This is a genomic window from Fructilactobacillus sp. X2R5C2 (assembly GCF_059901375.1).
The window spans coordinates 33,013-47,619 of sequence record NZ_JBWXUX010000004.1; the positions used below are offsets into that span (position 1 = coordinate 33,013).

Below are 14,607 nucleotides of genomic sequence, written 5' to 3' on the forward strand. Positions count from 1 at the left end.
ACATTTTCTTACCTACCTAATCAGTTTCCATTATATTATTTTAATAAAATAATTTCACTATTTAGCTCAAATTAATTGGCACCTTTAAAGGGAAGTTTTTTATAGTAGCCCGGCTTGTTAGTCTGGCGTTCTCTAGCAATTCCCATGTCGTATTGGTTCATATCATCAGTAATGGTAGAACCAGCGGCAATAAAGGTATGGTCAGCAATGTGGACGGGCGCAATGAGGTTTGAATTGCTTCCAATGAACGAATCGTCACCTACCGTGGAAGTGTGTTTATGAGCACCATCGTAGTTGGCAAAGATTACCCCACATCCAATGTTAATGTGCTTGCCAAGCTTAGCATTGCCAACGTAGGTCAAATGGCCCATCTTGGTTCCCTCACCAATGGTGGCACTCTTAACTTCACAGAAATTCCCAATATGGACATTTTTACCAATCTCAGCACCTGGGCGAAGATGACTGTTCGGTCCAATGTCTGAACCCGGCATCATCTCAGCGTCCTCAATTACCGAAGAAAAGACATGAACATTGTCATGAATCTTACTTCCTGAAATCTTGGAATGGGCACCAATGACACAATTACTGCCAATCTCGGTTCCATTCTGCAGCTGAACGCCTGGTTCAATAATGGTGTCTTGACCGATCTTGATGTCACTATCAATGTAAGTAGCATCGGGGTTAACAATGGTAACCCCGTTTTTCATGTGGTAGCGGTTGATACGATCCTGCATAATGTGGGTTGCTCGAGCTTGAGCTACCCGGTCGTTAACTCCCATTGATTCATTGAAGTTAGCCATTTTGTAAGCCGCAATCGTCCGTCCTTCATTCTTTAAAACTTCAATGGCATCGGTTAAGTAGTACTCACCCTGGGCGTTATCGTTGTTAATCTTGTGGAGTGCCTCAAACAAGGCTTGATTATCAAAGACGTAAACGCCCGTGTTAATCTCATGAATGCCCTGTTCTTCAGAAGTGGCATCTTTTTGTTCCACGATCTTTTCAACAATTCCCAAGTTGTTGCGCACAATTCTTCCATAACCAGTGGGATCCGGAGCTTGAGACGTCAAAATCGTCGCTGTGGCTTTCTTTTGTTCGTGATATTCAAACAATTGTTTCAAAGTAGCAGCCGTAAATAGCGGAGTATCACCACTAATAACGAGGGTCTCGCCATCCGAGTCCTTTAAAAGTCCCTCGGCACGAGCAACAGCGTCTCCCGTTCCCAGCTGTTGATCCTGAACAACGTACTCACAACGATTACCAAGTTCATTTTCAACGTCCTCAGCACCATAGCCAACAATCGTAATGATGTTATCCATATCGAGTTGAGAAACCTGCGTTAACACATGGTCAACCATGGACTTTCCACAGATTCGGTGGAGAACCTTGTATAATTTGGATTTCATGCGGGTACCCTTACCCGCGGCTAGAATAATTGTATTTTTTGAGCTCATTTTTGTTCCCCTTGTAATTAATTTTAATTGGTACTCCCAAAAATCTTTTGGGCATAATTGCCGGGTTTAATCTCAATCTGGTCATCTTTAATATCCATCTTCAATAAAGAGGTAAAGTCAGTGACCCTTCTGTGACCAGGATCGTCGGTTTCAACGAAGACCGTACTACCCACGAGATGACAGTCAAATTCATCAATCAAGGAGGTCAACCCAGAAATAGTGCCACCTCCACGCAAAAAGTCATCAACGATCAAAACGTTTGAACCCGGTTGAAGGCTCCGTTTTGAGATGGTCATTCTTTTGACTTCTTGACTGGATGCTGAAACATAGTTAACACTGACGGTTGATCCCTCCGTAATTTGAGAATCATGTCTGGCAATTACTAGTGGCACATTTAAATACGTGGCAGAAGCTTCGGCGACGGGAATTCCTCTCGTAGCAACCGTTAGTACCGCGTCAACTTTTTGAAACAGGTATTGGGTAGCAATGATTCTCCCAATCGTCTTCAACTTCTCTGGTTGTCCTAAAATGTCTGACATGTAAACATAGCCACCTGGAAGGTAGCGATCGTTGTCATTTAAGGTGTCAGAAACTTCACCAATAAACTGATCAGCGGCTTCTTTTAAAATGTACGGTGTAAATTTAGCACCACCGGAAGCGCCAGGAACAGTTTCAACCAAACCAATTCCACGTTGTTGAAATGCTTGCTTCACGATTCCGAGATCTTCACTGATGGAAGACTTAGCGGAATTATATCGCTTAGCGAAAAAAGTTAATGGTACTAATGTATGAGGACGGTTTAATAGATAGTTCGTCATGTCTACTAATCGTTCACTTCTTTTAAATTTCATGCTTTCACCTCGTCATAAATTGGCACACAAGGAAATTTTAGCATAAATGTTCGTGTTTTACTTCACTTTATCGAAAAAAAGCCAAAAAAAGAGAGGTTAACTTGACCAGTTAACCCTCTACAAAGTGATTATAGATTAATGAACTAAAGTAAATAACGACTTCAATAACGGCGATGAAGAAACTAACCGGCCAGTTGGTGTAATATCCCAGGGTCAATCCAACCCAGACTCCAACCAAACCAAAGACGATCGCTAGCCCAATCATTTTACTAACCGAATGAACGAAGTATTTGGCACTAGCGGCGGGAAGAGTCAAGAGAATAAAGATTAACAGTGCTCCCACGATTTGAGCAGCTACCGAAACACTCAAAGCCAACATCACCAAGAAAATTAATGACAAAATTCCACTTGGAATCTTCTGAGCCCGTGCCCCAACGGCGTCAAACGAGTCAAACTTTAAATCACGATAAATAAATAAAGTCACAATCAGGACGATGACTGATAACCAAATCATCTGATGAACTTCGGAGGCACTAATACCGACGATACTTCCGAACAGAATATTTGTCGCATAACTGGCACTACTATTCGACAGCGCCAGAAAGAGGACCCCAAGTCCAATAAACAGTGCTGAAACCGCACTAATGGTATCTTCTCGCCTTTCTGCAACCGATCCAGAACTCATTTTTCCAACCAAAACGGAACTAATGGTGGTAAAAAGTAGCATTCCATTTAGAGGACTGATTCCAATAAACATTCCAAATGAAGCTCCCGCAAATCCAATTTCGGACAAAGTGTGAGTTAAAAATGGCATGTTTCGAGAAACCACAAAGACCCCAATGACTCCACATACAACGGCAATGATGGTACTTGCCAAAAAGGCGTTCCGCATAAATTCAAAACTAAACATCAGCTTGCCCCTTCCAGAATTCCTCAACATTTAGGTTACTAATTGGTCCAAATTCATAATTACTTGGTCGCAAGAATAAGTATTTGTTAGCAAATTTCTTGGCCAGCGGAATGTCATGGGTAACAAAAATTACGGTTAATCCATGTTTAGAGTTGAGGTGGGAAACGACGTTTAACAGACTTTCCTTCGCCTCTGGATCAAGACTAGCAGTTGATTCATCTAAGATTAACAAATCCGGCTGAACCACTAATGCCTGTGCCAGGTAAGCCCGCTGCTTTTCTCCTCCAGAAGTTCGTCCCAGTGGTTCCTTTGAAATGGCATTCAAATTAGTTTCTTTTAACACCTCATTTAATCTTTGGTGTTCTTTTTTTGAAAGCCACGGTAATTTAAAGCCGCTAAAAGCGAGTGCCACAAAATCTTTAACCGAAAGTGGATACTCAGTATCAATGTTTCGAAACTGGGGAACGTAACCGATCTTAACCTGGGAACGATTCGGAAGAAATTGAACCTTCCCACTGGTTGGCTTCAATTGACCTAAAATTACCCGAACAAGGGTTGTTTTACCAACCCCATTTTGTCCCACAATACTTAAGAAATCGCCCCGTTGCACGTCAAAACTTAGGTCATTTAAAACGTGCTTTTCAGCAAAATCAACGGTTAAATTCTCTACTTTTAAAATTAAGTCATCCATTATTAAACTCCTATTATTCTGAGTCCTTTACTTGTACCATCTTACTCATTAATGATGGAAATATAAAGTAAAAAAAAAGACCTCTCGGTCAATTTAAACAAAGTTAATCTCGATGTTCTTGGTTAAAATATCGGTATAACTGTATGATACTTGTCCTAACTTCTCGTCGGAATCAAGCGTAATTAAAAATACAGCGGGAAATGTCTCAGACAAGACACCATCGTACTCATTTGTTCGTTTTCTTCCAGCTTGTGCAGTTACATGGATTTCCTGTCCAATGTGATTATCTAGAAATAATTTAATCTTAGATAGACTAGTTGGCATCATCAATCACCTCACGTACTACTATTATACATTAAAATCAATATAATGTAAAGCTAATGGACGTAAATACCACTATGACAGTAATCCACTGGCATGAAACTGATTTGCCATTTCAACAAATTGATCCACTGATAACTGCTCAGGTCGGTCCGATTGATTGATGTTCAACTTCTTCAAATCAGCTTTAATTTGCGCTTTAACTGCTGGTTGTTTTCCAAAAATCCCCTGAAGATTATTCCATAAAGTCTTGCGACGGTGCATAAAACAACCGTGCGCAAATCCAAAGAAGGCTTTTTCATCGTAGGCAACCACATTTCGTTTTTGCTTTGGAGTAAGTTTGACTACTGAAGAATCCACTTTTGGGGACGGAATAAACGATTGCGCCGACACGTTAATCGCAATTTCCACGTTCTCAAGGTACTGAGTGATGACCGTCAGGGCACCGTAGTCACGATTCCCAGGCTTGGCACTAATCCGTTCCGCTACCTCTTTTTGCATCATCAAAACCGTCGCATCGAAGTTCACGTTTCCCTTCAAAATATCCATAAGAATGGGTTTAGTAACGTAGTAAGGTAGGTTTGCCACCACCTTTAGACGGTGCTGTCCGTCAAAATTTTCTTTGATCAACTTAGGCAAATTAGCCTGCAAAAAGTCTTGGTTAATCACCTTAATATTATCGTACGGACTAAGAGTCTCATCCAGAATTGGCAGTAAATTCTCGTCAATTTCAAATGCCATTACTTCATGAGCCGACTGGGCGATTTGTTCCGTTAAGGCCCCAATTCCAGGACCAATCTCAATCACATCATCATCCGTCGAAATATCGGCAACTTGCACAATCTCTTTTAAAACCCCTAAATCATTTAAGAAATTCTGACCAAGGCTTTTTTTAGCGTTTAATCGGTAGCGATTTAAAATGGCTTGGGTTCGTGCTGGACTTCCAATTGCGGGAATTTTACTCATTTATAGCCCTCCTCATCATCAATTTGTTTTAACGCATCATTGAACTGCTTTTTAGTGATGCCAAACATGCGAAGCCTTCGCTGCATTTGTTTGGCATTCACGTAACCAAGATGGAGAATTTCTCCCATTTCAAGGCGACGTTCCTTGGCTTCCTTAGTTCCTACCAGGCCAGCTGCAATTAAATCCTGTTTACTAATTACTTCGGGATTTTCGTCACTCTCAGTGTAAACGGATGAAAGGGCATCCTGAATGGCCTGAGAACTAGCGTGTTCTACGCCAAGTGAACCCTGAGACGTATCAGGAACCGCATCAGCCTTCTTTAAGAAAGCATGCTTAGCTTCTGGGATCTCATCAGAAATGATCTTACGAATTTTTTCACCAGAAAAGTCGGGATCAGTAAAAACAATCACCCCACGGGTTTGAGCCAAACGATCAATTAAGTCGAGGGTCTCATCGGAAATTGCTGAACCACGCGTCTCAATGGTGTCAGCATCCACCGCTCGTTGAATCTGTTTGGTATCATCTTTTCCCTCAACCACAATTACTTCTTTAATTCTTTTCATATTAATTTTCCAATCCAAATATTCGATTTGTGTTCGCATACGTTGCCCTAGCAACCACATCCGGGTCAACGTCTTTAAACCGCGCTACTGCCTCTAACGTATACAAAGAATAGGCCGGCTCATTTTGACGTCCTCGAAATGGTTCTGGGGTAAGGTACGGAGCATCCGTTTCAACCAAGATCTTATCCATGGGCGTTAACCGAGCTGCTTCATGGACTTCCTTGGTCTTTTTAAAACTTACAACTCCACTGTAAGAAACGACCATCCCCAGATCAATGAACTTCTTCATCCACTCACTATCGCCGTTAAAACTGTGGATGATGCCACCAACCTCTGAGATGTGTTCATCCTTTAAAATGCGGTAGACATCCTCAAAAGCATCCCGATTATGAACCGAGATCGGTAGATGCATGTTTTTAGCAATCTCAATCTGTCTACGAAAGACTCGCTCCTGCACGTCTTTGGGGGTCGTATCCTGAAAATAATCCATCCCAATCTCACCAACAGCAACCACCTTCGGATTTTCGAGTTGCTTTTCCAACAGTTGCTCCTGGTCTTGATCGTAATTCAGCGCATCTTCCGGATGCCAACCCACGATCGAATAAAGATTATCGTATCTTTGAGCGAGTTGAAGTGACCGTTCATTTAATTCGGCGTTCGAACCTACGTTAGCCATCCTCACTACTCCAAGTTTTTGGGCGTGATTGACGTATCCATCAATATCATTTTCAAATGGTCGATCGTTTAAATGGGTGTGAGAATCAAATATTTTCATTGGATATCCTTTCATAAGCGAAAAAGTTTCACTAATCATCGACTAGTGAAACTCTTCTATCTACTCTAAAGTACTGCCATTATCTAAGGTTTGATCAACAGTTGCGACCTTAATTGAACCGTCATTTTGTTCAACTGACAAAATCATTCCCTGGCTCAATTGTCCACGGAGCTTTTTAGGCTTAAGGTTAGCCACAATGATCACTTTTTTGCCGATTAGTTGCTTGAAATCTGGATACCATTTGGCAATTCCAGAAACAATCTGACGATCACCATCGTCACCAGCATCGAGTTGAAATTTAAGCAACTTGTCCGCATTTTCAACCTTAGCAACGTTTTTAACCTCAGCTACCTTCAACTCAACCTTTTCAAAGTCATTGAAATCTAACGTTTTCTTTGCTGACTTTAAAATGGTCTTTTGGGGATCAAAGGCGGCTTTCTTTTCGTCGGCACGCTTCATTGCTGAACGTCCCTTTGTTTTATCGGATTTTGTCATTTGGTCCTTGATGAATTGCACTTCAACGTCCCGATCTAATCGAGGAAAAATGGGTTCACCATTTTCGATGACCTTTTGTTTTGCGGGTAAACCAGCCAAATCAGCATTCTTGATGTCGAAATCGGCCATTTGATCAAGGCCAAGCTGACGATCCATCTCATTAGCTGCGTTCGGCATGATTGGACTGACCAAGATAGCAATCAAACGTAGACTTGCTACCAAGTGGCTCATCACGTTTGCTAGTTTAGCCTGATCATCCGGGTTATCCGTATTTTTAGCCAGTGTCCATGGTTCAGTTTGATCAATATACTTATTAGTCTGGGAAACAAGCTTCCAGATTTCAGCCAATGCATCTGATAAATGGGTGTCATTCATTAACCGCTTAAATTCGGTAACGGTCGTTTGGGCCACCTTTTGTAAATCAACACTTGGTTGATCGTCTGACTCATGGTAAGCAGGAGTGATGCCACCCTCATACTTGTTAACCATGGCAATCGTCCGGTTCAACAAGTTTCCAAGGTCATTAGCTAAATCGTAGTTGATCCGATCAACAAAATCCTCTGGAGTAAAAATTCCATCACTTGCGAAGGGAATTGCTCGAATGAGGTAGTATCTTGTGGCATCTAGTCCATAACGATCAATTAACGTCTCTGGATAAATGACGTTCCCCTTTGATTTGGACATCTTACCGTCCTTCATGGTTAACCAACCGTGTCCGTAAATTTTCTTTGGAAGTGGTAGGCCAAGGGCATGCAAAATAATCGGCCAGTAAATGGTGTGAAAACGCACGATTTCTTTTCCGACCATTTGAAGGTCAGCAGGCCAGAACTTCTTGAACAACTTATCATCATCGCTGTCGTATCCAAGGGCAGTGATATAGTTTGATAAAGCATCAATCCAGACGTAAACCACGTGTTTAGGGTCAGATTTCACCGGAACTCCCCAATTAAAGGTGGTCCGAGAAACCGCCAAATCATCTAGACCTGGCTTTAAGAAATTATTCACCATTTCATTCATTCGTGAATGAGGTTCAATAAAATCAGGATGTTCCTTGTAGTAGTTCATCAGCCAGTCTGAATATTTACTCATTTTGAAGAAATAACACTCTTCGTTAACCAGCTGAACTTCATGGCCAGAAGGAGCCTTTCCGCCGATTACCTTCCCGTCAGCATCGTGGTAAACTTCCGCTAATTGGGACTCAGTAAAGTACTCCTCATCGGAAACAGAATACCAGCCAGAATACTGACCGAGGTAAATATCTCCTTGGTCTAATAACGTTTGAAAAATCTTCTGAACGGCTTTCACGTGCTTGTCATCGGTCGTTCTAATAAAAGCGTCATTTGAAATATCGAGGTTAGCCCAGAGGTCAGAAATTTGGGTGGCCATTTTATCAACGTAACTCTTGGGATCAACCCCCAATTTTTCCGCCTTTTGTTCAATCTTAAGACCATGTTCATCGGTTCCAGTCAGGTAAAAAACATCATAACCAGATTCACGCTTAAAACGAGCCAATGCATCACAGGCAACCGTCGTGTACGCGTTTCCAATGTGTAATCTTCCTGATGGATAATAAATTGGTGTTGTAATGTAATATGTTGGTTTTTCAGCCATCCCAATTCTCTCCTTTACTTCATATCGTACAAATTCAATCGTATTAATATTATACTACTTTTACTTTTTAAAACAGATCGAGTTGCATGGGAGCCAATCCACCAAAATTCAATCCTAAAATCTTTTTTAATTGTAAGGCATTATCAGCCGCATCATGGCCAGAATTATTGTTAAAAATAACGCAGACCACTTTAGCTTGCTTCTGCAGATCATTTGCGACTTCCGCAAAGTGCTTCAGTTCATCTTCGTTATAACGGTACAGAGTTCGTTTTTTGCGCCACTGAGAGCTCTTTTCAAACCAGCCCTTCTGGTTCTGTCCATGCAGTCTCATCATAACGAAGTTTTTATCCGTCACAAAGGGCTCAAATGGCACTCCATCTGACAGATTGTGTGGTTCGTCAACTACCACTTCACTCATTTTCAGGCTCTTTAAATAGTCATGAACATCGTGCGAGATTTCATCGCCATACCAACTCGGATTCCGAAATTCAATCGAGATGGGTAAACTTCCCATCCACTCGCGAATTAATCTCAGGTAGCGAATGTTATCGTTATTTAAGCGAAAATATGGCGGAAATTGAAATAAAACGGACGCCAACTGCTTGCTGTTAACCAGTGGATCCACCATTTCGCCATATCGCATAAAGGTCTCTCTTCGAACCTGTTCATTGTCCTCACCGAATTGAGGCAAATGATGTTTTGTCATTAAATAGTTTGCTTTCAGTATAAATTGAAAATTATTTGGAACCTGTTTTTGCCAATTCTCCACCGTCTTAATTTTGGGAATTCCGTAAAACGGATTATCAACTTCCACAACGGGAAAATGTTGGGCATATTCAGATAAAGTAACCTTACGATTCTTCCCATGAATTAACGATGGATGATCGGACCAGGTTGTCAGTCCAATTAAAATCACGTTACCACCTATACTTTCAGTTTATCAAAGAAGTCAACGGCATCTTCTTGAACCATGGTAAATGGAAAATCAAAGTGAAGAGCTTCCTGATTAATCGCAATGACATCAGCATTGGGATTTCGATAATCCAATAGTCCCGCAAACGGATAAACTCGCATCGATGTTCCTACGATCACAATCAGATCACTCTGACTCATCAGTCGCACGCTGTTTTCAACCGTCTGGGTGTTGATTCCTTCACCATACAAAACGATGTTGGGTCTCAGGATTCCACCACAATTCTTGTGATACATACTCTTCATGTATTCATGATAATCAACGTGTTTGCCACACTTTTGACAGTAGATGTCGTACAAGTTACCGTGAAATTCATTCAAATTCTTAGCGTCCGCTTTTTCGTACAAATTATCAACGTTTTGCGTGATGATACTAGCACGATTTTGCCGGGTTAATTCAGCCTGCTTTTCGTGAATGACGTTTGGTTTAGCATCTGGATAGTACATATTCTTTTTTACATATTCGTAGAATACTTCTGGTTCATTTACCAAGCAGTCATGACTCAAGTAATATTCGGCTGGTTTATTGCTCTTGTCATTCGTATACAAGCCGCCCTTTGAACGATAATCAGGAATGCCAGATGGAGTTGAAATCCCAGCACCCGTTAAAAATACGATGTTCTTAGCATTATTAAACTTTTCTTGAATATTATCTTGATTCATATTGTCACCCTATCTCAATAAATATGGAATTCTTAAATCTTGATACAATTCTTTCACTGTCTTAGAATACAGTTCTTTAAAATAATCTTCACTAGCCTGTTTACCCGCTGGTCCACTTGTCACGAATGAATTTTGATCATCTGACTTGGTGAAACCAACGTAGGCTCTTTTCCCAGTCTTAGTTTCTTTTAGTTCTGAATGATAAAGGTTAAAGACCTGTTTTACTTGAAGGCCTAGTTGCCGTTTTGAAAAGACGGCTGTCATCATTACAAAGTCATTTAGTTGAAGGGGTGGAAGTCCCCACTCCTTCATCTGCTTATCAAAATCACGATATAATTTTACAACATCACGTCGAAGGGCAAACGGAGAGTCAACTGGCTTTCCGGTTAACATGGCGTATAATTCCTTAGCCGCCTTCAAAGAAATCGGAAAGCTCCTTTGAAACACGTCAGCAAACTGATCGAAATGGTCACCAAGAAAAATCATTGCATCTAAAATCGTGACGAGACGCAGTGGCATTTCATCGTCAACCTTCCCTGACTCAGGGGTGATCGTCTGTCTGACACCCTTAACATATTCCTTTTCGATTCTCTCATCAACTAAACCGTGTTTTCGTTGCTCAGAATAAACCACAAAATGACAAACGTCATCGTACAACTCGGTTCCCATGTACATTAACTGTTCATCAAGTTGCTTATCCCCACTAGTAAGGGGAAAGTAAATCTGAGGAAAGCCACGCAGTGTCATCAAGAGATGAAGCAACTCATGAGTGGCAGTGAAATCAGGCTCGGTCAGGTCGTTAATCTGGACGTAAAGTCGATCACCATCTTGAACCACCTGAGCTTGATCATGACGCACGTAACCAGACTTTAAGTTGCCAATGAACTGGACCTCAACGTCGCCCGGGAAAAAGTGACTAACATCGTTAATTAAGCCCTGGGTCGTTTTACTTAGTTGGACATTATTGTTATTTTCGGCCATTTGATCCAAACTTCCCTTCTAAAATTCGTTGCGTATTTTCTAAATTTCTTTGATTTTTCGGTAATTTTTTTAATTCGTTAACCACGGTATCAAGCTGGTAACTGGTTGCCCCCGCAGACATAGCAAGGGACTTCATCTGAAGGTTCATGTGACCACGCTGAATCCCGTCGGTCACAAGCGCCTTTAAGGCTGCCAGATTTTGTGCCAGTCCGACCGCCGCGATCACTTCCATAAACTGAAGTGCTGAATTAACGTTTAAAATCTGATAATTAATTCGACTCATGGCAAAGAGATGGGTCGCTCCGCCAATGATCCCTGATGGAACTGGGATGGTAATCGTCCCAGTGAGACCCTTATCTGTAACTTCCCACTGACTAAGGCCTTGGTACTGACCCTTACGAGCTGCATAAGCGTGTACTGCACTTTCAACGGCTCGCCAGTCATTTCCGGTTGCAAGCAACACAGCATCAATTCCATTCATAATTCCTTTATTATGAGTAGCGGCTCGCTTCGGATACTTTTGGGCAATCATCGCTGCCTCTGCAATCTTTTTAGCCACCGTTTGACCATCTAATTCACCACGTCTCAACGCGGAAAATGGTACGGTTCCGCTGGCTTGAACCAGGTTCCGATCACCATAGTTTGAAAGAATACTCATTAAGGAAGACTGATCCGTATTAAGTTCAAGATAGGTCGAGAGGGCCTCCAACATCGAATTAATGATGTTGGCCCCCATTGCATCCCCCACGTCAACAAATAGTTCAATGGCTAGGTAATGCTCGTCAATCTCAGTCACACTAAGATCACGAACCCCTCCATATTTCTCAACTGTGGGATGAGCCTTTCTAGCAACTTCCATAAGTTTCAACCGATTTTCTTGAACCCACCGCTCAAACTGAGCGGGACGATCCACCCTTAAAACCACTTCACCAGTTAAAACGCGACTCTGGGCCTTGGCGTGAATGCCACCACCAGCCCGTAACATGTTAGCACCGTTGCTTGCAGCGGCAATAACTGATGGTTCTTCAATTACCATGGGAATCAGGTGTTCCACTCCATTGATCACAAAATTAGTGGCAATTCCCTCTGGCAATCCGTAGTCGGCCAAATAATTCTCAATAAGGTGACTACTGGTATCGTCAAAATGATGACGAATCACTTCAAGCTGAGATCCATCTAGGTCAGCAAACTGGGCAACCTGCTTTAACCGTTCATGATATGATTTTTTGTAAAAACCCTTAAAATCGTTCAAAATGACACCTATTTCCTAAAATGAGGATTATTCTCAATGTATTCGTTAATGAGTCCCTCACGAACTCCGCCATTGGAAAAAATAACCCGCTTGGAGTCAATAAAGTTCATCATCACCGTCAGACACAACGAACCACCGATGATCACATCGGCTCGGTCGTTTTCAAGACCATTGATTTTCTGTCGTTCTGCCAAATTACGGTTCAAAAACGTCTCAACCGTGACATTGACCTGCTTTCTGGTTAACTGAAAATTCTGAATGTGGTCAACATGACTAAGATGTTGATAACGCCGGTTGATGCGCGCAATGGCGCGAGCTGCTCCACCGATCAACACGATGGGATAATGAAGGGGCTTTTTAATCCACGGAATCCGACTGTAGACTTCCGCAATGTATGACTCCGCTTCAAATAAATTAGCGGCGGTTATATGATCAATGAGATGAAATTGTTCCGAAATCTTAACGGCTCCGATGGGAACACTCACACAATGAATACACTTTTGATTTCGTACGTGGATGATCTCCACACTGGCTCCACCCACATCCATCAAAAGATAATCCTTTACCGCTAATCGATCTGAAATTCCGAGGTAATCGTAGTAGGCCTCTTCTTTCCCGGTTAACACGCGCACTTTAATGTGGAGCTGCTTATAGACATTTTTTAAAAAATCTTTTTGGTTTTGAGCTTGCCGCACCGCCGCCGTAGCGATGGCTCGCACCACCACATTTTTATACTTTGAATACTCTGACTTAAAGGATCGAAGCGCTGAAATAGTACGATTCATTGCCGTTATCTGTAAAATATTATTTTGTCCGATTCCCTCAGATAATCTGGTATCGTTCTTCACGCGTTTTATCTCATGGTAACTTCCATCTGGATCAATGCAATAAATTGCCATTCTAACTGAGTTCGAACCGATATCAATGATGACAAAGTTCTCCATTCGATTCTCCTCCTCAAGTATTTATTCGTATTTTATGCTTTGAAAATTTATGCTACTTAAAGTAGTTAATTCCCATCGCATCACGAACTTCTTCAAGAGTGTTTTCTGCAACAATGTTAGCTGCGTCGCTGCCATCCTTTAAGACCTGATAGACATATTGGGGATCTTTTGCCAATTTTTCTCGGCGCTCTCTGATTGGTTTGAGTTCATCTTGTAAAACTTCGTTTAAATACAACTTAATTTTAACATCTCCAAGACCACCATGTTGATATTGCTCTTTCAGTTCGTTAACTTTTTGTTGATCTTTAGCGAAAATATCAAGGTAGGTGAAGACGGTGTTACCCTCCACTTTACCGGGATCCTGGACGTGAATATGATCTGGATCCGTGTACATGGACATTACTTTCTTTTTAATGGTGTCGGCATCATCAGCCAGATAGATCGCATTGTTCAACGATTTGCTCATCTTAGCATTTCCATCTAATCCTGGAATTCGACCCCGACCCTTTGGTGGGAAAAAGCCTTCTGGCTCAACCAACACATCCTTGTGGTAAGCGTTATTGAAACTTCTCACGATCTCGCGCGTCTGTTCGATCATTGGTTCCTGGTCCTCTCCAACTGGCACCACGGTTGCTTTAAAGGCGGTAATGTCAGCCGCTTGACTGACCGGATAGATGAAGAAGCCAGCTGGAACACTTTCACCGAAGTTTTTCTGTTTAATCTCGGTCTTAACGGTCGGATTACGTTTTAAACGTGAAATCGTGACCAGGTTCAAGTAAATCATGGTTAATTCGTTTAAAGCTGGAATCTGAGACTGCACGAAGATGGTTGATTTAGCTGGATCAAGCCCAACTGCCAGGTAATCTAAGGCTACTTGTAACAGACTATTTTGAATCTTCTCTGGATCACGAGCATTATCAGTCAACGCCTGCATATCGGCGATCATGATAAATGGATCATAATTGCCTGAATTTTGGAGCTCAAGTCGACTCATTAATGAACCAACGTAGTGTCCAATGTGAAGCTTGCCGGTCGGACGATCACCGGTCAAAACAATTTCTTTTTCTGCCATTATAATTTCCCCTTCTTTAAGAAAAAACGCCCTATTGAATAATCAATAGGACGCCTGCACGTGGTACCACCTAAATTGCAGAAATTTTC

Annotated in this window: 15 protein-coding genes; all 15 read right to left on the minus strand. The window is 41.8% G+C overall.

Annotated elements, in window-relative coordinates; all coding sequences use genetic code 11:
* Nucleotides 1–71 precede the first annotated feature (71 nt).
* Nucleotides 72–1,451 (minus strand): bifunctional UDP-N-acetylglucosamine diphosphorylase/glucosamine-1-phosphate N-acetyltransferase GlmU, encoded by a 1,380-nt coding sequence (gene glmU, locus AC6UD2_RS05685; RefSeq protein ID WP_500698281.1) that lies wholly within the window; start codon nt 1,449–1,451, stop codon nt 72–74.
* 23 nt (nt 1,452–1,474) lie between these two features.
* Complete coding sequence (gene purR, locus AC6UD2_RS05690; RefSeq protein ID WP_010022855.1) at nt 1,475–2,302, minus strand: pur operon repressor; 828 nt, start codon at nt 2,300–2,302, stop codon at nt 1,475–1,477.
* 109 nt (nt 2,303–2,411) lie between these two features.
* The gene (locus AC6UD2_RS05695; RefSeq protein ID WP_010022856.1) at nt 2,412–3,212 is read right to left on the minus strand and encodes a metal ABC transporter permease; all 801 of its coding nucleotides are present in this window, start codon (nt 3,210–3,212) and stop codon (nt 2,412–2,414) included.
* Entirely contained in the window at nt 3,205–3,903 is a 699-nt protein-coding gene (locus AC6UD2_RS05700) for a metal ABC transporter ATP-binding protein (RefSeq protein ID WP_500698282.1), read from the minus strand. The genes AC6UD2_RS05695 and AC6UD2_RS05700 overlap by 8 nt, the downstream gene beginning before the upstream one ends.
* Nucleotides 3,904–3,996: 93 nt before the next feature.
* Nucleotides 3,997–4,227, minus strand: a complete 231-nt coding sequence (locus AC6UD2_RS05705; RefSeq protein WP_010022858.1) for a Veg family protein — start codon at nt 4,225–4,227, stop codon at nt 3,997–3,999.
* 72 nt (nt 4,228–4,299) lie between these two features.
* The gene (rsmA, locus tag AC6UD2_RS05710; protein ID WP_500698283.1) at nt 4,300–5,190 is read right to left on the minus strand and encodes a 16S rRNA (adenine(1518)-N(6)/adenine(1519)-N(6))-dimethyltransferase RsmA; all 891 of its coding nucleotides are present in this window, start codon (nt 5,188–5,190) and stop codon (nt 4,300–4,302) included.
* Nucleotides 5,187–5,753 carry a ribonuclease M5 gene (rnmV, locus tag AC6UD2_RS05715; RefSeq protein WP_500698284.1) on the minus strand — a complete coding sequence of 189 codons (567 nt, stop codon included), beginning with the start codon at nt 5,751–5,753 and terminating at the stop codon, nt 5,187–5,189. The genes rsmA and rnmV overlap by 4 nt, the downstream gene beginning before the upstream one ends.
* Nucleotide 5,754: 1 nt before the next feature.
* Nucleotides 5,755–6,528 (minus strand): TatD family hydrolase, encoded by a 774-nt coding sequence (locus tag AC6UD2_RS05720; RefSeq protein WP_039145193.1) that lies wholly within the window; start codon nt 6,526–6,528, stop codon nt 5,755–5,757.
* Nucleotides 6,529–6,588: 60 nt separating this feature from the next.
* A complete protein-coding gene (gene metG / locus AC6UD2_RS05725; protein ID WP_500698285.1) occupies nt 6,589–8,634 on the minus strand; it encodes a methionine--tRNA ligase in 2,046 nt (681 codons plus the stop codon).
* A 67-nt stretch (nt 8,635–8,701) separates the two neighbouring features.
* Complete coding sequence (locus tag AC6UD2_RS05730) at nt 8,702–9,550, minus strand: DUF72 domain-containing protein (RefSeq protein WP_500698286.1); 849 nt, start codon at nt 9,548–9,550, stop codon at nt 8,702–8,704.
* Nucleotides 9,551–9,558: 8 nt separating this feature from the next.
* Nucleotides 9,559–10,269 carry an NAD-dependent protein deacylase gene (locus AC6UD2_RS05735; protein ID WP_010022865.1) on the minus strand — a complete coding sequence of 237 codons (711 nt, stop codon included), beginning with the start codon at nt 10,267–10,269 and terminating at the stop codon, nt 9,559–9,561.
* Nucleotides 10,270–10,278: 9 nt separating this feature from the next.
* Nucleotides 10,279–11,250 (minus strand): IpaB/EvcA family protein, encoded by a 972-nt coding sequence (locus tag AC6UD2_RS05740; RefSeq protein ID WP_500698287.1) that lies wholly within the window; start codon nt 11,248–11,250, stop codon nt 10,279–10,281.
* Entirely contained in the window at nt 11,237–12,502 is a 1,266-nt protein-coding gene (locus AC6UD2_RS05745; protein ID WP_500698288.1) for a hydroxymethylglutaryl-CoA reductase, degradative, read from the minus strand. Before AC6UD2_RS05745 ends, AC6UD2_RS05740 begins: the two co-directional genes overlap by 14 nt.
* 8 nt (nt 12,503–12,510) lie before the next feature.
* Nucleotides 12,511–13,446: a Ppx/GppA phosphatase family protein gene (locus tag AC6UD2_RS05750; protein ID WP_039144997.1), complete on the minus strand. Its 936-nt coding sequence runs from the start codon at nt 13,444–13,446 to the stop codon at nt 12,511–12,513.
* Between the two features lie 52 nt (nt 13,447–13,498).
* On the minus strand, nt 13,499–14,518 hold the full coding sequence (gene trpS, locus AC6UD2_RS05755; protein WP_500698289.1) for a tryptophan--tRNA ligase: 1,020 nt from the start codon (nt 14,516–14,518) through the stop codon (nt 13,499–13,501).
* Nucleotides 14,519–14,607 lie beyond the last annotated feature (89 nt).

Bases quoted from the DNA above. Each gene is read 5' to 3' on its own strand.
- AC6UD2_RS05735 (WP_010022865.1), bottom strand. From the start codon at position 10,269: ATGAATCAAGATAATATTCAAGAAAAGTTTAATAATGCTAAGAACATC.
- AC6UD2_RS05700 (WP_500698282.1), bottom strand. From the start codon at position 3,903: ATGGATGACTTAATTTTAAAAGTAGAGAATTTAACCGTTGATTTTGCT.
- purR (WP_010022855.1), bottom strand. From the start codon at position 2,302: ATGAAATTTAAAAGAAGTGAACGATTAGTAGACATGACGAACTATCTA.
- glmU (WP_500698281.1), bottom strand. From the start codon at position 1,451: ATGAGCTCAAAAAATACAATTATTCTAGCCGCGGGTAAGGGTACCCGC.
- AC6UD2_RS05705 (WP_010022858.1), bottom strand. From the start codon at position 4,227: ATGCCAACTAGTCTATCTAAGATTAAATTATTTCTAGATAATCACATT.
- metG (WP_500698285.1), bottom strand. From the start codon at position 8,634: ATGGCTGAAAAACCAACATATTACATTACAACACCAATTTATTATCCA.
- trpS (WP_500698289.1), bottom strand. From the start codon at position 14,518: ATGGCAGAAAAAGAAATTGTTTTGACCGGTGATCGTCCGACCGGCAAG.
- AC6UD2_RS05695 (WP_010022856.1), bottom strand. From the start codon at position 3,212: ATGTTTAGTTTTGAATTTATGCGGAACGCCTTTTTGGCAAGTACCATC.
- rsmA (WP_500698283.1), bottom strand. From the start codon at position 5,190: ATGAGTAAAATTCCCGCAATTGGAAGTCCAGCACGAACCCAAGCCATT.
- rnmV (WP_500698284.1), bottom strand. From the start codon at position 5,753: ATGAAAAGAATTAAAGAAGTAATTGTGGTTGAGGGAAAAGATGATACC.
- AC6UD2_RS05740 (WP_500698287.1), bottom strand. From the start codon at position 11,250: ATGGCCGAAAATAACAATAATGTCCAACTAAGTAAAACGACCCAGGGC.
- AC6UD2_RS05750 (WP_039144997.1), bottom strand. From the start codon at position 13,446: ATGGAGAACTTTGTCATCATTGATATCGGTTCGAACTCAGTTAGAATG.
- AC6UD2_RS05720 (WP_039145193.1), bottom strand. From the start codon at position 6,528: ATGAAAATATTTGATTCTCACACCCATTTAAACGATCGACCATTTGAA.